Source organism: Methylophilus sp. (assembly GCF_035460085.1).
Lineage (GTDB): Bacteria > Pseudomonadota > Gammaproteobacteria > Burkholderiales > Methylophilaceae > Methylophilus.
Map to the genome: position 1 here is coordinate 1 of NZ_DATHWZ010000006.1, position 17572 is coordinate 17572.

Below are 17572 nucleotides of genomic sequence, written 5' to 3' on the forward strand. Positions count from 1 at the left end.
GTGCATCAAGTATGGCTTTAAATTTAAAAGGAATTTTGGTATAATGCTTCGGATTGATGGGCTTTGCGCCCATTTTTCGTTTCTGGTCGATATGTTTGGGAATTAAGGCTCGTTATGCAAGATTTGCATTCGGTTGTTGAAAAGACGGTTACCCAGTTGGGGTATGAGTTGGTTGACTTTGAAGTAGCCAGCCGCGGTAAATTATTACGCGTGTTTATCGACAAGCTGACGCCTAAAGATATTAAAGACAGCGTTAACATCGATGATTGTGTATTGGTAAGTAATCAGTTAGGCAATGTGTTAACAGTTGAGCTGGATATTGATTATGACCGGCTGGAAGTTTCTTCCGCCGGTCTGGATCGTGTGTTGCGTAAAGAAAATGATTTTATTCGCTTTGTCGGCGAGCGCGCATTAGTTAAATTGCGCATAGGTATTAAGGATGATGGTCCTAAAGCTACTGCAACGACTTTACCTAGAAAAACCTTTTTAGGTGTTCTGCAAGGCGTTGAAGAGGGCAAAGTAAAGATTGAGTGCGATGGCTGGATGTACAGCTTTTCGCTGGATAATATAGATAAGGCTCGGTTGAGCCCGGTTTTTGATTAATTCGTACGGTGCGTTGGAGATTGCGATGAGTCGTGAAATATTGTTGTTGGTAGATGCTCTGGCACATGAGAAGAATGTCAGTAAAGAAGTGATTTTTACGGCATTGGAGCTGGCATTGGCTTCGGCAACTAAGAAGAACCATGAAGAAGGTGCTGATATTCGTGTCGAGATTGACCGCGAGAGTGGAGACTATAAAACGTTCAGACGCTGGCAATATGTGGAATACGACTTACTGGAAAGTTCTACCTACCAGTTTGACGAGGAGGATCAACGCGCCGAAGGCCGCCAGATTGGCGATTATTACGAAGAGCCATTAGAATCTATTTCTTTTGGCCGTATTGGCGCACAAGCAGCCAAGCAAGTGATTCTGCAGAAAGTCCGCGAAGCTGAACGTGAGCAAATGATCCAGGACTTTTTAGGCCGAGGTGAAAGCCTGGTGACGGGTGTGATTAAGCGCATGGAAAAAGGCAATGCGATTATCGAGGTAGGCCGTATTGAATGCCTGTTACCACGAGAGGCAATGATCCAGAAAGAAAACCTCCGCGTTGGTGATCGCGTACGTGCATATTTGTCACGCGTAGACCGTGGTGGCCGTGGCCCGCAATTGATTTTGTCGCGTATCGCGCCTGATTTCCTCAAGCGTTTGTTTGAACTTGAAGTGCCTGAAATTGAAGAGGGTTTGCTGGAGATTCGTTCAGCAGCCCGTGATCCAGGCCTGCGTTCCAAAATTGCGGTAAAAACCAATGACCAGCGCTTGGATCCAGTGGGCACTTGTGTGGGTATGCGTGGTTCACGCGTACAGGCAGTGACCTCTGAACTTGGCGGCGAGCGTGTGGATATTGTGTTGTGGAGCATGGATCCGGCGCAGTTTGTAATCAACGCATTGGCGCCTGCTGAAGTGAGCTCCATCGTGGTTGATGAAGATGCACACAGCATGGATGTTGTTGTAAGCGAAGAGCAATTGGCAGTGGCGATTGGCCGTAATGGTCAAAACGTACGCCTGGCTTCAGAACTAACCGGCTGGAGCTTGAATATCCTGACCGAAGAAGCCGCTGCACAGAAAAATCAGGACGAATACGCGAAAATCAGCCAGTTGTTTATTGAGAAGCTAGATGTGGATGAAGAAGTCGCTGACATTCTGGTACAAGAAGGCTTTAGTACGCTGGAAGAAATTGCGTATGTGCCGATTGCAGAAATGGCGGAAATCGACGCATTTGATGAAGATACCGTGAATGAATTACGTTCACGTGCGCGTGCTGCTTTACTGACCGAGGCGATTGCCAAAGAAGAGAAAGTTGAAGAAGACACGCATGATTTGATGACGCTGGAAGGCATGGATGCCGACACTGCGCACAAACTGTCCGCAAACAACATTCATTCAAGTGAAGATTTAGCTGAGCTTGCAGTGGATGAACTGGTTGAGTTAACCGGTATAGATGATGAACGTGCCAAGTCATTGATTATGACAGCGCGCGCTCCCTGGTTTAAATAGCCTGGGTTTGTAACCTGAGTTTAAGAAATTAGCGGTTTCTTGTAACCCGCCAGGCAAGAATCATGCGTACACCTTAAATTAGAATATAGAGTAATTGAACTGGAGCAGTACATGGCACTTTCAACCGTCGCACAATTTGCCGCAGAGCTAGGTCTTCCAACGACCCTGCTCATCGAGCAACTGAAAGGCGCAGGCGTTAATAAAACGTCTGTGGATGATTTTTTGGAAGAAGGTGACAAGGCTGCGCTGCTGGATTACTTGCGTAAAGAGCATGGCGCCGCCAATGCGCCGAAAAATAAAATCACGCTGATGCGCAAGCAAAATACCGAAATCAAGAAAACGGATAGTTCGGGCAAAGCACGCACCATCCAGGTAGAGGTGCGCAAAAAACGTGTACTAGAACGTCCGGAAGAGCTTGCATATGAATCTCCGGCAGAAGCAGCAGTTGAAGAGCCAAGTATTGTAGAGCCTGAGTTGCTTGAAGAAGTGCCAGAGATTGTCGCTCAACCGGAAGCCGAAGTCCCAGTTGTAGAAGTTGAGCCGGAACCTGAGCTTGATCCTGTTGTAGAAGAAGCTGACCCTGCGCCTGAAGCAGAAGCACCAGTCGCCGCCCCAACCAAATCCAAAGCAGCCGTGTTGTCTGTGCAAGAGATTGCTTTGCGCGAGAATGAAGCGGTGCGTCATGCTAAATTATTAGCGCTGCAAGCTGAGGATGTACAACGCAAACAGGCATTGACACAACGTCGCGCTGAAGAAGAGGCCAAGCGCCAAGCCGATGCTGAAGCGGCCAAAAACAAACCAGCCCCTACTAAATTATCTGAAGGGACGTTGCACAAGCCAGCGAACAAAGTCACTGACAAACCAGCGGAAAGCAAAGATAAAAAGAGCAAACCCGGTAACCGTGACTGGAACGATAACGAAAATAAAAAACGCGGCATTAAAACCCGTGGTGATGCCGCGGGTGGTGCCTCTCAAGGATGGCGAACACCTAAAGGCAAGCATCACAAATCAAATAAAGATGACCAGCATGCATTTAATGCACCGACAGAACCCGTCATCAAAGAAGTGATGATCCCTGAAACCATTTCAGTGGCTGACCTGGCACACAAAATGTCAGTAAAAGCGGCTGAAGTGATCAAGGCCTTGATGAAAATGGGCATGATGGTCACCATCAACCAGGTACTGGATCAAGACACTGCCATCATTCTGGTAGAAGAGATGGGACATAAAGCCGTGGCCGCTGCCGCCAATGATCCTGAAAGCTTCCTGGAAGAGACTGACATGACGGAAGCCGTGTTGCAAGCGCGTCCGCCGGTTGTGACAGTCATGGGTCACGTTGACCATGGTAAAACATCATTGCTGGATTATATCCGCCGTAGCCGTGTGGCTTCTGGCGAGGCTGGCGGTATTACCCAGCATATTGGTGCTTACCATGTAGAAACACCACGTGGTATGGTGACTTTCCTGGATACTCCGGGCCATGAAGCATTTACTGCCATGCGTGCACGTGGCGCCAAGGCCACTGATATCGTGATTCTGGTAGTTTCTGCTGACGATGGCGTGATGCCGCAAACGATTGAAGCGATTCACCACGCCAAAGCTGGTAACGTGCCTATCGTGGTGGCGATCAACAAGGTGGATAAACCGGAAGCACAGCCTGATCGTGTTAAGAATGAACTGATTACCCATGAGGTAGTGCCGGAAGAATATGGTGGTGAAGCCATGTTCCGTGAAGTGTCTGCTAAAACAGGTAAAGGCATTGATGAGCTGTTAGAAGCAGTGTTATTGCAGGCGGAAGTGCTTGAATTAATGGCACCACAAAATACGCCAGCCACCGGCCTGGTTATTGAAGGTCGCCTGGATAAAGGCCGTGGTCCAGTCACAACCGTACTCGTGCAATCCGGCATATTACGCCGCGGCGATATGTTGTTGGCAGGCACGGCTTATGGACGTGTACGCGCCATGCTGGATGAGAACGGCAATGACATTAAAGAGGCTGGTCCTTCTATCCCGGTAGAAGTGTTAGGCTTATCAGACGTGCCAAGTGCTGGTGAAGAAACCATTGTATTGAATGACGAACGCAAGGCGCGTGAAATTGCCCTATTCCGTCAAGGCAAGTTCCGTGATGTGAAACTGGCCAAACAGCATGCAGCCAAGTTGGAAAATATTTTTGAAAATATGGGTGAAGGCGCAGTGCAGACATTGAACCTGATTGTTAAATCAGATGTTCAGGGCTCTTTCGAAGCATTGACGACCAGCTTGCAAAAACTGTCTACCAGCGAAGTGCGCGTCAATATTATTCACACCGCTGTGGGTGCGATCAGTGAGTCTGATGTCAACCTGGCAGCTGCGTCTAAAGCCGTGTTGATTGGCTTTAACGTGCGTGCCGATACAGGCGCACGCAAGCTGGTCGAAACCTTGGGTGTTGATTTACGTTACTACAACATTATTTATGAAGCCGTAGACGAAATCAAAGCCGCTTTGGGTGGCATGCTGGCACCAGAGCAGAAAGAGCAAATGATCGGTACCGTGGAAATCCGCGAAGTGTATCGTATTTCTAAAGTTGGCGCTGTGGCTGGTTGTTATGTACAGGATGGCGTGGTTAAACGGAATGCTAAGGTCCGCCTGTTGCGTAACAATGTGATTATTCATACCGGTGAGCTGGATTCGCTGAAACGCTTTAAAGACGATGTGAAGGAAGTGAAAAACAACCTTGAATGTGGTCTGTCACTTAAAAACTACAATGAGATCGAAGTGGGCGATACGCTGGAAATTTATGAAGTCGTTGAAGTGGCACGTACGCTCTAATGGCAAAGGCATTTTCCCGTAACGACCGTGTCTCTGAGCAAATTCGCCGTGAACTGGCGGATTTGCTCATGTTTGAGGTTAAAGACCCACGTGTGCAAATGGTGACCTTGACTGATGTTGAGGTCGCTGGCGATATGGCACACGCAAAAGTGTTCTACACCGCATCCAAAAGCAGTAAAGGCTTGCAGGAAGGTCTTGAAAAGGCCGCCGGTTTCTTACGCTCGCAACTGGGCAAGCGCATGATGCTGCGCACGATGCCGCAACTGCATTTTGTCTATGATGATTCCATAGACCGTGGTATGCATATGGATAAGCTGATTGATCAGGCGGTATCCGAGCCATCGGTACCCGAACAAGCGACACCCGATACCCCCTCGCAAGACTAATTTTCTATGCAAACCAAACGCATCAAACGCGCCGTTCACGGCGTGTTACTGCTTGATAAGCCGCATGGTTACTCATCCAACCAGGCACTGCAAAAAGTTAAATGGCTTTACCAGGCACAAAAAGCCGGTCATACCGGCACGCTAGACCCGCTGGCGACTGGGGTGTTACCTATTTGTCTTGGTGAAGCGACCAAGTTTGCACAGCACCTGACCGACGAAAATAAAACCTACATAGCCACAGTGAAGTTTGGCGTCACGACCTCGACAGGCGACAAAGAGGGTGATGTTTTGCAGGTGGTTGCCTGCAATGTCCAGTCAAAAGACATTGAAGAAGTACTTCCTGTATTGACGGGTGAGATTACCCAAATCCCACCTATGTATTCTGCCCTTAAGGTTGAAGGTAAGCCTTTGTATGCTTATGCCAGGGAAGGAATCGAGCTCGAGCGCAAGCCACGCCAAGTGACTATTTATGCCATGCAACTGCTGGATTGCCAGGATAATATTGCGAACATTGAAGTCACTTGCAGTAAGGGCACTTATATCCGCACGCTCGCGGAAGATATTGGCAAGGCACTGAATGTCGGCGCACACCTGATTGATTTGCGCAGAACGGCCACAGCGACTTACCAGATAGTGCATACGGTGACGCTTGAGGGTTTGGAAGCGATGACGATGGAAGCGCGCGATGCGCTCTTACTACCGGTAGATACCGCGATTAGCGCCTTGCCAAAAGTAGAGCTGCATCCAGATGCGGCGTATTATTTCAAACAGGGCAATCCGGTGTGGTTGCCGGGACATATTCCAGATGGTGATGTGCGGGTTTACAGTGAAGCGGGCCTGTTTTTAGGCCTCGGTGTGCAACTTGAAAACGGAAGAGTCGCACCCAAACGCGTCGTTAATTTGTAGCGCTGCCTAGCCTGATTTATAGGTGCCTGGTATGTAGCATCGAATGAAGCTTGAGGAGAGCAGCATGCATATCCTTCGTCATTATTTTATCAGTCTGCTGTTGTTATCCATTTTACCTATCGAAGCCCGGGCTTCATCGGCGACTGTATTATACGATGAGCGTTTCCTGTTGCATGATGCCGGTGCCGGCCACCCGGAAAAGCCAGATCGGCTTGGCTATATCGTCCAGCATCTCAGACAACATAAAACCCTAAGCGCACACTTACGTTGGCCGTCGTTTTCTGCGGCTACCCGAGAAAATTTACGTGCGGTGCATCAGGACACTTATCTTGATTTACTCGATGCCGAGCAGCAACAACTGACTACCACTCGACCTTATCTGACGTTAAGTACCGGCGACACTGTTATCTCGAAAAAATCAATTGAAGTGGCCAAACTGGCTAGCGGTGCAGCAATGGCTGGGATAGATGCAGTCATGCAACACAATACCAAAAGTGCTTTTGCGCTGGCCAGGCCGCCTGGACATCACGCGACCGCTGATCGTGGCATGGGTTTTTGTATTTATAATCACGTGGCGGTGGCGGCGCGTTATGCGCAGAAGAAATATGGTGTACAGAGGGTGTTAATCATGGATATCGACGTTCATCATGGTAACGGTACGCAAGATATCTTTGACCAGGATGACAGTGTGTTTTATTTCAGCGCGCACCAGCATCCGCTGTATCCCGGATCTGGCAGGCCTGCGGAAAAAGGGCATGGTAAAGGTGCTGGCTATACGATGAATGTGGATGTGCCTTTCGGCAGTGATGAGGCCATCATTTTAAAAGCGCTTGCCTCACAACTGGAACCTGCCATGCAACGTTTCCGCCCTGAACTAATTTTAGTCTCGGCAGGCCTGGATGCACACCAGAATGACCTGCTGGGTGGATTGCGCTATACAGACGCAGGTTATGCTTCCATCGCGCAACAGGTGGTGAAGCTGGCGAATCTATATGCGCAGGGCAGGACAGTCTGGGTGTTGGAAGGCGGCTATGTGCCAGAAAATAATTCAAACGCTGTTGAAGCGATACTAGAGGTACTCATAGGTCAGTAGGCATAATTTTGCAACAAAATTGCATATAAAGCGTTGTGAGATATGTTAATATATTCAACATGTTAAAGCGGTTTTATACCTATGTGCTAATTTCCATGCTGTTTGCGTTCACGCAAATTGGCATCGCTGCACATGAAATTAGCCACTTAAACGATCTCAGCAACCAATCACAATCTGATCACCAGCATGCCGGTGGTGAGCCTTGTACATTATGTCTTGGCTTATCTGTGATTGCGGGCGGCATGCCTTCAACGGCCTTTGTTCTCCCTGCCATTGCGGGTGATAAACCCGACTACATTTTAATCACATCCACCTCAGTGCAATCCTTTACCAGGATCTATGCTGCACGCGCTCCCCCTTCTTTTTCTCAGCTTTAATTACCATTGAATGCGCCTAGAGCGCACCTGAATCCTTGCCTGTTGATCTGGCAGCCGCAGTCTGTGCGGTTGTCTTCATTGCAGGACGATTAATTGTTGAGAAAGAGTGATCATGAATATCGCAAAGCACATCGCACGTGCTCCAAATTTACAACTAAGCCCGGTGTGGCTGGCATTAACAACCGTGTTAGCCTTTCCTGTTTCAACATTGCATGCCGAAGAGCATAGCCATACACTGGATCTGGATAATGTGCCTATCACGGGTAATCCCCTAGGTGTAGGTTCAGATGATATGGTAGTGCCGGTGTCTGTGCTTGGTGGACGTGAATTAAGCTTACGTCGCGAAGGCACCTTGGGTGAAACTTTGAATGGTATTCCTGGGGTCACCGCCACGCAGTTTGGCCCTAATGCTTCGCGCCCGATTATCCGTGGCCTGGATGGCGAACGCGTGCGTATCATGCAAAACGGTGTCGGCATCCTGGATGCCGGTTCGCTTAGTTTTGATCACGCGGTTGCGATTGATCCTCTCATTATCGAGCAAGTCGATGTGGTGCGTGGGCCTGCAGCATTGCTATATGGCGGTAGCGCAGTGGGTGGTGTCGTGAATGCGATTGATCACCGCATTCCAAAAGAGTCTTTAAATGGCATGACAGGACGTGGAGAAGCACGCTTTGGCGGACCGGATAATGCGCGTAATGGCGCTGCAGTAGTCGATGTCGGTAACGGTACGTTTGCGATCCATGCCGACGTCTATTCACGTGAAACCAGTAATCTGGATATTCCTGGCTATGCAGTCTCAAAGCGTAAAAGCCTGGCAGATGGTACGGCCCGCGATAGCAAAGGCAACGGAAAGTTGAACAACAGTAGTGCCTTATCGAATGGTGGAGCGCTGGGCGCGGCCTGGACCTTTGACACTGGTTACCTGGGAGTTTCCTACTCAAGTTTGAATAACAATTATGGTGTTGTGGCAGAGGACGATGTACGTATTGATATGGAGCAGCAGCGCTGGGAACTGGCGGGTGAAGTCAGGGAGCTACGCGGCCCTATCCAGAAGTTGAAGTTACGCATGGCGCACACCGATTACCAGCACGTTGAATTGGAAGGTGGTGAAGTCGGTACGACTTTTAAAAACCGTGGCATGGAAGGCAGCCTGGAAGCGACCCATATTCCCTGGGCCAGCGTCAATGGCGTGGTTGGCTACCAGTTTCAGAACACTCGCTTCCAAGCCTTAGGCGAAGAGGCATTTGTGCCTAGCGTTGTGACCCAGACGCAGGCGCTATATGTATACGAAGAATTGCCGATTGACAGGCATAAAATCACTTTTGGTGGGCGCGTCGCAGAAACATCGGTGGCTTCCAGTGCGGATAATATATTTACGCAGGCTTTCAACAACCGGTTCAACCCGAATAGTTTTGCCTTGGGAGGCCTGTATACCATTGACGATGCCTGGAGTGCGACAGCAAATTTGTCACACAATGAGCGTGCGCCTAGCTATTTTGAACTGTATGCCAATGGCGAGCATGTGGCGACCGGCCAGTTTGAAGTGGGTAATACCAATCTGGATAAAGAGGTTTCAAACGGCATTGATGCGCAATTGAAGTGGAAAGCGAATGGGCACAGCATCACGCTGGGTGCTTATGCGACCCGTTTCCAGAACTTTATTGGCTTGTTGAATTCCGGTGCGACAGATCCTGGAACTGGTCAGGCGATTGCTAATTTCACTGCTGTGCCTGCGCTATTTAAAGGGCTGGAACTTGAAGGTAAGTTTGCATTGAATGATGAGTGGATACTGAAAATGCGTGGCGATTATGTACATGCCAAAGACACCCGCAATAACGAGTATTTGCCACGTATTTCGCCTTTACGATTGGGCGGTGGGCTGGATTACCGTTTAGGTAACTGGAATGCGCGTATGGACGTGCTGCATGCGTTCAAGCAAAACGATGTTTCTGAAAACGAGTTGAAAACAGATGGCTATACCAATTTAAGCGCGCTGCTGGCGTACAAGCTGCCGGTAAAATACCATGTCGAGCTGTTCGCCAAGGCGAATAACCTGCTGAATGATGAAATTCGCGAGCATGCCTCTTTCCTCAAAGATATTTCCCCAGCGGGATCACGCTCTGTGTTGATCGGTGCGAGAGCTGATTTCTAAGAGTTATCTGCGTTGGCAATGCAATAAAAAAGGGTTGGCGATTGCCAACCCTTTTTTATTGGGATGAACATCTAACTAAATAAAATAAGTCCCCAGACGATACCAAGATTAATCAGTGCCAATAAAACGGCGGCACTGCCAATATCCTTGGCACGTTTGGCCAGCGCGTGGCGCTCAATCGAGACACGGTCAACCACGGCTTCGACCGCAGAATTCAGTAATTCTACGATCATGACCAGCATGACGCTGCCCACCATCAGGATGCGGTGCAAGGCTTCTGCTTCGAGGTAAAACGCCAATGGAATCAGCACCAGGGATAACCAGACCTCTTGCCGGAAGGCGTCTTCATGCTGGTAAGCGGCTTTGAATCCGTCCATCGAATAACCGAATGCGTTCACCAGGCGACGGATGCCGGTTTTGCCCTTAAACGGGCTTTCTTCATGTGATGCGGAGGGTTTGTTTTGCATGGATATTCTCTAAAAATCTACATCACATTTTAACATGCGCTATGATAACGCTTTTAGCAGTGTAATGAGGGTTAACATGGCAAGAATGGTGCAATGCGTGAAACTGGGCAAAGAGCTGGAGGGCATGGATTTCCCGCCATATCCCGGTGAGCTGGGTAAAAAGATTTATCTGCATGTTTCAAAGGAAGCCTGGGCAGGTTGGCTGAAACAGCAAACCATGCTGGTCAACGAGAACCGCCTGAGCCTGGCTGATGCCAGTGCCAGGAAATATCTCGCTGAGCAAACTGAAAAATATTTCTTCGGGGATGGTGCGGATGTGGCCACAGGTTATGTTCCACCCAGTGCTTAAATAGCCGGGCATAAAAAAAAGCACTCGAAGGAGTGCTTTTTGTTTTAATGATTAAGACATGGTTTCGCGTTGAATGTCTTCCAGGCTGGTATGGCGGATATCTTTGCCTTTGACCATATACACAACGTATTCTGAGATGTTTTTTGCATGGTCACCGATACGCTCAATTGCTTTTGCCACGAATAGCACTTCCAGTGACATGGAAATCGTGCGTGGATCTTCCAGCATAAACGTAATCAGTTGACGCATGGCCGCACGGAACTGCTCGTCAACCTGCTCGTCCTGTTTCGCGACTTCAACGGTCTGGCTCACATCCAGGCGCGCAAATGAATCCAGTGAGGTGCGCAACATTTCACGTACCAGGCCGACCATGGATTTAATCTCGTTGAACCGAGGTTTGTACATGCGGTCTTGTTCATAAATACGCTGTGCCGTACGGGCGATTTTGGTGGCTTCGTCACCAATCCGCTCCAGATCGGTAATGGTTTTGACCATCATCATAATCATGCGCAGGTCGCGCGCCGCAGGCTGGCGGCGGGCAATGATATGGCTGCAATCTTCATCTACTTGCACTTCAAGCGCATTGACGCGAGCGTCACGCGCCATCACATCTTTAGCCAGATTAACATCAGCGGTCGTCAGTGATTCCAGCGCGTTTACAATTTGCTGTTCAACCAGCCCACCCATTTCCAGAACCTTGGCGCGTACCGATTCCAGTTCAACATCATATTGTTTTGAGGTGTGTTCAAATTGCATGACGTAATTTCCTAATTATTGTGCCCGCTAGGTTACCAGTACAATATGACAACTTTATGATGGTTGTTGGCGGGGTGGTTTTCAATTATTTGGTCAGGGTTTTAACACCGTTTGGCGTCGCCAGCAGCAAAACATTGGCTGGACGTGACGCAAATAAGCCGTTGGTGACTACACCTACAATTTGATTGATTTTGGTTTCCAGTTCGATCGGGTCGCTGATGGTCAGGCCGTGTACATCAAGAATAATGTTGCCATTATCAGTCGTGAAGTCACGCAGTTTTGGCTGGCCGCCGAGTTTGACCAGTGCACGCGCCACCTGGCTGCGTGCCATAGGCAATACCTCAACTGGCAACGGAAATTTGCCCAGCACTGGTACAAACTTGCTTTCGTCACAGATACAGATGAAAGATTTAGCCACTGCCGCAACGATTTTTTCACGCGTCAATGCGCCGCCGCCGCCTTTGAGCATATGCAGGTGTTCGGTGATTTCATCAGCGCCATCGACATAGATGTCCAGGCTGTCAACACTGTTTAAATCAAATACTTCAATGCCATGGTCGCGCAACCGTTTTGCAGTCGCTTCTGAACTGGCAACTGCCCCTTCAATTTTGTGTTTAACCTTGGCTAATTCATCAATAAAAAAATTGGCGGTTGAACCTGTACCTACACCGATAATGCCATCTTTTACATAGGTAATCGCTGCTTTTGCTACTTCCAGTTTGAGTGCGTCTTGTTGTGCTTTATCCAATGCCATCTGCTTCAATCCTTGATTAATTCTTTATAATACAAACAATTCCCTATCATACACTGCAACCTTGCGGTTTTAAAACCTTAAAGCATTTGATGACCACCGACTATCGCGAAAAAATCGAACACTCCCAAGTCTACGCCGTTGCCCGGCACACGCCGCTGGATATGATGCCAAACCTGAGTGTCCGCTTGCAAAACCAGGTATTGCTCAAGCGCGAGGATATGCAGCCGGTATTCTCATTCAAGTTGCGCGGCGCCTACAACAAAATGGCCAATCTCTCGCAAGAAGCGCTTGCGCGTGGCGTGATTTGCGCCAGTGCCGGTAACCATGCGCAAGGCGTTGCCCTGAGCGCGCAAAAACTAGGCTGTCGTGCCGTGATCGTGATGCCGACCACGACGCCAGCAATCAAGATCAATGCGGTGCGTGCGCGTGGCGCAGAAGTGGTGTTGTCCGGCGATAGCTATTCCGACGCTTATGCGCATGCACTCGAAGTAGAAAAAAGCGAAGGCCTGACCTTTGTGCACCCATACGATGATCCGGATGTGATTGCCGGGCAAGGTACCATCGCCATGGAAGTTTTGCAGGACCATCCTGAGCCTATCGAAGCGATTTTCTGTTGCGTTGGCGGTGGCGGTTTGCTGGCGGGGATTGCGGCTTATGTCAAAGCATTGCGGCCTGAAATCAAGGTCATCGGGGTTGAAGCACAAGATGCCGAAGCCATGACCGAGTCACTTAAAACCGGCAAGCGCATCATGCTGGAGCAGGTGGGTTTGTTTGCCGATGGCGCAGCCGTCAAGCAGGTTGGAGAACACACCTTTGCACTGGTGCAGCAATATGTAGATGAGATGATCGTGGTGGATAACGATGAGATTTGTGCCGCCATTAAAGACGTATTTGAAGATACGCGCAGTATCCTGGAGCCAGCAGGTGCACTGGCTGTGGCCGGGTTAAAAGCCTATACCGAACAACATCACCTGCAAGGTAAAACTTTGGTGGCAGTTGCCTCAGGTGCCAATATGAACTTTGACCGCCTGCGTTTTATTGCAGAGCGGGCCGAGTTAGGTGAACACCGCGAAGCCGTATTTGCGGTGACGATTCCCGAAACGCCAGGCGCATTCAAAACATTTTGCCGTTTACTGGGCAACCGCAACATCACTGAATTCAATTACCGTTACGCAGATTCAAAAGATGCACATATTTTTGTGGGCGTGTCGGTACAAAATCCAAACGAACCTGCCGAAATCACCCGCGCCCTAGAGGCAGCCGGCCTGAAGGCTCTAGACCTGACTGGCAACGAAATGGCTAAACTGCACTTGCGCCATCTGGTGGGTGGGCATGCGCCACAAGCCAGGAATGAGGTGGTTTACCGGTTCGAGTTTCCGGAAAAGCCCGGGGCATTGATGAACTTTCTCGAATCTATGGGTCACAATTGGAACATCAGTTTGTTTCATTACCGTAACCATGGCGCGGATTTTGGCCGTGTGCTGGTAGGCATGCAGGTGCCGCAGCAAGACAAGGCTGCTTTCGAGCATTTTCTAAAACAGCTAGGCTATCCTTACTGGAATGAAAGTGATAATCCGGCGTATCAGTTATTCCTAGGCTAAGCGTTGGCGGCTGATAGCAGCCAACATGGTGGTTGTTATCAGCCGTTTCGGAATAGCGATAAATGGTAATATGAATGAAAGCGGTGTTCACACTGGCTTTAATCGGTGAGAATGATTTTTGCTGGTGTCATTAAACTTAAATAATAATCAGGAGATAGATTGCATGTTGAACTCACCCTTAGCGCGTCGCACGCGCACCAGTTTGCTGTTGCTGGCCCTGGTCGCCACTGTGGCTGCCTGTAACAAACCGGAAGAGCCCGCGGCAGAAGCAGCCGCAGCGCCTGCCGCTGACAATCTGAGCGCCGGCCCGGTAGCGTACGTTTCTACGCAAGATGCTGGTGTAGAGGTGATTGACCTGGTGACCATGCAGGTGGCCAAGCAGTTCGATGTCAAAGCGGAAGGCCCACGCGGCCTGGCTGTGACGGACGATGGCAAGAAGCTGATTGTAGCGACCAAAGACAATGAAAGTATTTCTGTCATTGATACTGCGACCGGTGAAGTGTTACAGCAGATCAATGTCGGCAAAAACCCTGAGTTTGTGCGCGTGAGCGGCAATTATGCTTTCGTATCTTCCGAACCGAGCTCTAAAGGCGGGCCACCACCTAAACCGGGTGAAGAAGAGGATGACGATGATGATGAAGAGAAAGTCCCGGCCAAAATCGCTGTGGTTGATTTAACCAAAGGTGAAAAAATACGTGAAATCACCGGCGGGCCAGAAACTGAAGGCATTGAATTTTCAGCGGATGGCAAGCAACTGGTCATCACCAACGAGGCTGACAATACCGTGACGGTGCATAACATCGAAACCGGTGAGTTGATCAAAACCGTCCAAACGCATTCGCTTGGTGATCGCCCCCGCGGCATCAAGGTTTCGCCAGACGGTAATACTTACCTGGCCACACTGGAGTTCGGTAATAAATTCCTGGTGCTGGATAAAGAGTTCAATGTGGTGCGCACAGTAGATACGGCCGAAACACCCTATGGTATTGCCTACGATGCTAAAGGCGAACGTATTTTTGTGGCGACCAACAAAGCTAAATTACTGCAAGTGTTTGACGCCAATACCTTTGAGAAAATCAAAGAGGTCCCGACAGGTAACCGTTGCTGGCATTTCAGCTTCACACCGAATAACAAGGACATTCTGTTAGCATGCGGCAAGTCGGATGCGGTGCTGGTGATCGATGCGGAAAAGCTTGAGGTAACCAAGCAAATCGTGGTTAAAAACATGCCTTGGGGTGTGGTGACTTTCCCGAAAGCCATGGGTAGCCTGGAAAACGCCAAGTAGCAGGATACTTTCCAGAAACAAAAAAGCCCGCATCGCTGCGGGCTTTTTTATGACAGAACTGGTTATGCTGTGCGTTTTTTGATCCAGAAGGTGAAGATGCCCTCGTTCTCTTGTAATTCAAGCAGTGTATGGCCGGTCTGGCGGCAAAAAGCATCAAAATCTTTTTTTGAGCCAGGGTCGGTTGCCATGATCTTGAGCACTTGTGCCGGGCCTAAATCATTCAGGGCTTTTTTACAGCGCAAGATAGGCAAAGGGCAATTCAGGTTGCGTGCATCCACTTCTTTATCGCTTAACATTTGAATATCCTGGAATGAATATTTAACTACGCAGGCTTAATCGGCAGTCCGGCGCCAGCCCATGCCAATATGCCACCTGCCAGGTGAGAGACGTCAGCACACCCTTGCGCGAGGGCGAATTCACCGGCTGACACTGAGCGTACGCCACTGCGGCAATAAAATACCAGTTTTTTATCTTGTGGCAATTGATCAAAGGCGGTGGCGAGATTGCCAAGGGGCACATGAAGCGCGCCAGGTAATATGCCGGAGACCAGCTCGTGATCATTGCGGATATCGATCAGCAATACCGATGGGTCATTCAATAATGGGTGTAATTCATCCGGTGTTAAGTGTTTTAATGACATCAACAAACCCAGGAATAATATGCCGGGAGGCATGAAAGAAGTGGTGGCCAGAGGCAGAATCGAACTGCCGACACGAGGATTTTCAATCCTCTGCTCTACCGACTGAGCTATCTGGCCAACAACAATTCGAGATCGCCCCGAATTGCAAGAGGCGCATTATAGCAAAGTTATTCGTGTATGCACACAAAAGATAAAAAAATACTTACATGGCTGGCATGCTTATGCTGAGCACTGTTTAAAGCAATTGTAGGTTCTGGGCAGGTTCTGGTTAGATGAATGAAATCTATTGAAAATAGCTTTGTCTCAACTTCTTCGATCTTAATCAGCAAGTGATTAATGATTCATTGCAACAATGGATTCTGATTGCGGTCACACTTTTTCAGAGTTCTGCTCAGGTGGTTTAAGGTCGCTTCATCCCTGCAATATATAAGCTGCTCAAATAAAAATTAGGATAAACGTATGTCAAATTCAGTCATGATTTTAGGCGAAGTACTGGGAGATGTTTTTCCCGAACAGACCATTATCGGCGGTGCTCCATATAATGTTGCCCGTCACTGCCATGCTTTTGGCCTGGATGTACATTTATTAACGGCGGTTGGTGAAGACGCTTTGGGGCAGCGGATACTTGATGAAATGCACACCCAGGGCTTATCCACCAAAGGTGTGCAGCAACACCCTACTTTACCCACCGGGCAGGTGCATGTGCATTTCGAGCAACACGGGCATCGCTTCGAAATCCTGGATAATCAGGCTTATGATGCATTGGATTGGCTGCCGGTTGAGGCGTTGACTGAGCAATACTCACCCGAGTTGATTTATTTTGGCACACTCGCCTTAAGGCACGCGCCCATGCAGAATGTAGCCGGGCAATGGTTAACACTCTGCCGTAGCGCCATGGTATTTTGCGATATTAACCTGCGCGAGCCATGGTATGACAAAACCAACATAGCGCTAGCCTTGCAGGCAGCCAATGTCCTGAAAATCAATCATGAGGAATTGCCGGAAGTTTCCAAGCTGGTTGGTTTGCCGGGAGCTTCGGACCTGCATGCACAAGCCAGGCAGTTGCTTGAAACATTCGAGTTAAGCGAGATGTTTGTGACCTGTGGCGAGCAAGGCAGCTTCTGGCTGGATGAAAATGGCAGCAGTTTCCGCGAGGCACCGGTGCCATTAAAAGCCCCATTCGTTGATAGCGTTGGTGCAGGTGATGCCTACACTGCCATTGTGATTCGCGGCCTGTTGGCGAATGCGCCCAGGCAAACCATGCTGGCGGATGCAGCCAAATTTGCTGCCGCTATTTGCGGTGTCCGTGGCGCAGTGCCTGACAGTGCCGCGTTTTATAAAGAGTATGCATAACTGATGTGCATGCCCAATTCTGAAAAAATTAGCAAAAACAGAAACTTACTTACACAAATCTCTTTGCAAGGTAAGCCTTTGTCTCTATAATGCTCGGTTCGAGTAAATTGATTATCGACGCGGTAAGGCAAATAGGTTGTCTGGCTGCAGCGATATTGACGCTAATTAGGAAAATAAAGATGGCTGTTACCGCAGAACAATCCGCAAAAATTATCAAAGAATTCCAACGCAGTCCAGGCGACACGGCTAGTCCGGAAGTACAGGTTGCTTTGCTGACTAACCGTATTACCTACCTGACTGAGCATTTCAAAGCTAACAAAAAAGACAACCACTCACGTCGTGGTCTGTTGGCAATGGTTAGCCAACGTCGCAGCTTGTTAGACTACCTAAAAGGTAAAGACGTCAGCCGTTATCAGACATTGATTGAGCGTCTGAACCTGCGTAAATAATTTGGTTAAAGTGGCGAAAATTACAGCGCACTTTTAACGAAATAAAAGCCGATGGCATGGTGATTGCCTCGGCTTTTTTGCTTTTAAAAATCCCCGAAATG

Annotated in this window: 18 protein-coding genes and 1 tRNA gene; 13 read left to right on the plus strand and 6 right to left on the minus strand. The window is 49.0% G+C overall.

Translation table 11 applies throughout. The features are described from left to right. Positions 1 to 114 precede the first annotated feature (114 nt). The 8 genes from rimP to VK958_RS00450 all read left to right on the plus strand — a co-directional run bounded on the left by rimP (position 115) and on the right by VK958_RS00450 (position 9817). The gene (gene rimP / locus VK958_RS00415; RefSeq protein WP_325238284.1) at positions 115 to 603 is read left to right on the plus strand and encodes a ribosome maturation factor RimP; all 489 of its coding nucleotides are present in this window, start codon (positions 115 to 117) and stop codon (positions 601 to 603) included. A gap of 25 nt (positions 604 to 628) precedes the next feature. After that, a complete protein-coding gene (gene nusA, locus VK958_RS00420; RefSeq protein WP_325238285.1) occupies positions 629 to 2095 on the plus strand; it encodes a transcription termination factor NusA in 1467 nt (488 codons plus the stop codon). A 111-nt stretch (positions 2096 to 2206) separates the two neighbouring features. After that, entirely contained in the window at positions 2207 to 4903 is a 2697-nt protein-coding gene (gene infB, locus VK958_RS00425; protein ID WP_325238286.1) for a translation initiation factor IF-2, read from the plus strand. Beyond that, entirely contained in the window at positions 4903 to 5289 is a 387-nt protein-coding gene (rbfA, locus tag VK958_RS00430; protein ID WP_325238287.1) for a 30S ribosome-binding factor RbfA, read from the plus strand. The genes infB and rbfA overlap by 1 nt, the downstream gene beginning before the upstream one ends. Before the next feature lie 6 nt (positions 5290 to 5295). After that, positions 5296 to 6195, plus strand: coding sequence for a tRNA pseudouridine(55) synthase TruB (truB, locus tag VK958_RS00435; RefSeq protein ID WP_325238288.1), 900 nt, complete (start codon positions 5296 to 5298; stop codon positions 6193 to 6195). A gap of 64 nt (positions 6196 to 6259) precedes the next feature. Continuing rightward, the gene (locus VK958_RS00440; RefSeq protein ID WP_325238289.1) at positions 6260 to 7288 is read left to right on the plus strand and encodes a histone deacetylase family protein; all 1029 of its coding nucleotides are present in this window, start codon (positions 6260 to 6262) and stop codon (positions 7286 to 7288) included. Positions 7289 to 7347: 59 nt separating this feature from the next. Then, positions 7348 to 7665 carry a DUF2946 family protein gene (locus VK958_RS00445; protein WP_325238290.1) on the plus strand — a complete coding sequence of 106 codons (318 nt, stop codon included), beginning with the start codon at positions 7348 to 7350 and terminating at the stop codon, positions 7663 to 7665. 112 nt (positions 7666 to 7777) lie between these two features. Beyond that, a complete protein-coding gene (locus tag VK958_RS00450; protein ID WP_325238291.1) occupies positions 7778 to 9817 on the plus strand; it encodes a TonB-dependent receptor in 2040 nt (679 codons plus the stop codon). Positions 9818 to 9888: 71 nt separating this feature from the next. Here VK958_RS00450 and VK958_RS00455 read toward each other — a convergent pair whose 3' ends face one another. Continuing rightward, on the minus strand, positions 9889 to 10284 hold the full coding sequence (locus VK958_RS00455) for a diacylglycerol kinase (protein WP_325238292.1): 396 nt from the start codon (positions 10282 to 10284) through the stop codon (positions 9889 to 9891). Positions 10285 to 10360: 76 nt separating this feature from the next. On the opposite strand from VK958_RS00455, the gene VK958_RS00460 reads away from it, so the two are divergent. Then, complete coding sequence (locus VK958_RS00460; protein ID WP_055829014.1) at positions 10361 to 10633, plus strand: oxidative damage protection protein; 273 nt, start codon at positions 10361 to 10363, stop codon at positions 10631 to 10633. A gap of 51 nt (positions 10634 to 10684) precedes the next feature. On the opposite strand, the gene phoU is transcribed toward VK958_RS00460, so the two are convergent. Together phoU and rpiA are read right to left on the minus strand one after the other, a co-directional pair. Further along, positions 10685 to 11389: a phosphate signaling complex protein PhoU gene (gene phoU, locus VK958_RS00465; protein WP_325238293.1), complete on the minus strand. Its 705-nt coding sequence runs from the start codon at positions 11387 to 11389 to the stop codon at positions 10685 to 10687. Positions 11390 to 11474: 85 nt separating this feature from the next. Beyond that, the gene (gene rpiA, locus VK958_RS00470; RefSeq protein WP_325238294.1) at positions 11475 to 12143 is read right to left on the minus strand and encodes a ribose-5-phosphate isomerase RpiA; all 669 of its coding nucleotides are present in this window, start codon (positions 12141 to 12143) and stop codon (positions 11475 to 11477) included. 89 nt (positions 12144 to 12232) lie between these two features. Here rpiA and ilvA point away from each other — a divergent pair, with 89 nt between their 5' ends. Together ilvA and VK958_RS00480 are read left to right on the plus strand one after the other, a co-directional pair. Then, positions 12233 to 13744: a threonine ammonia-lyase, biosynthetic gene (gene ilvA / locus VK958_RS00475; protein ID WP_325238295.1), complete on the plus strand. Its 1512-nt coding sequence runs from the start codon at positions 12233 to 12235 to the stop codon at positions 13742 to 13744. A 163-nt stretch (positions 13745 to 13907) separates the two neighbouring features. Continuing rightward, positions 13908 to 15029, plus strand: a complete 1122-nt coding sequence (locus VK958_RS00480) for a YVTN family beta-propeller repeat protein (RefSeq protein ID WP_325238296.1) — start codon at positions 13908 to 13910, stop codon at positions 15027 to 15029. A 62-nt stretch (positions 15030 to 15091) separates the two neighbouring features. Here VK958_RS00480 and VK958_RS00485 read toward each other — a convergent pair whose 3' ends face one another. The 3 genes from VK958_RS00485 to VK958_RS00495 form a co-directional block, all read right to left on the minus strand. Next, positions 15092 to 15325 (minus strand): sulfurtransferase TusA family protein, encoded by a 234-nt coding sequence (locus tag VK958_RS00485; protein ID WP_325238297.1) that lies wholly within the window; start codon positions 15323 to 15325, stop codon positions 15092 to 15094. Positions 15326 to 15351: 26 nt separating this feature from the next. After that, a complete protein-coding gene (locus tag VK958_RS00490; protein WP_325238298.1) occupies positions 15352 to 15669 on the minus strand; it encodes a rhodanese-like domain-containing protein in 318 nt (105 codons plus the stop codon). A gap of 41 nt (positions 15670 to 15710) precedes the next feature. After that, a tRNA-Phe gene (locus VK958_RS00495) sits at positions 15711 to 15786 on the minus strand. A 342-nt stretch (positions 15787 to 16128) separates the two neighbouring features. Here VK958_RS00495 and VK958_RS00500 point away from each other — a divergent pair. Continuing rightward, positions 16129 to 17022, plus strand: a complete 894-nt coding sequence (locus VK958_RS00500) for a PfkB family carbohydrate kinase (RefSeq protein ID WP_325238299.1) — start codon at positions 16129 to 16131, stop codon at positions 17020 to 17022. Between the two features lie 179 nt (positions 17023 to 17201). After that, positions 17202 to 17471 (plus strand): 30S ribosomal protein S15, encoded by a 270-nt coding sequence (gene rpsO / locus VK958_RS00505; RefSeq protein ID WP_055828993.1) that lies wholly within the window; start codon positions 17202 to 17204, stop codon positions 17469 to 17471. Positions 17472 to 17572 lie beyond the last annotated feature (101 nt).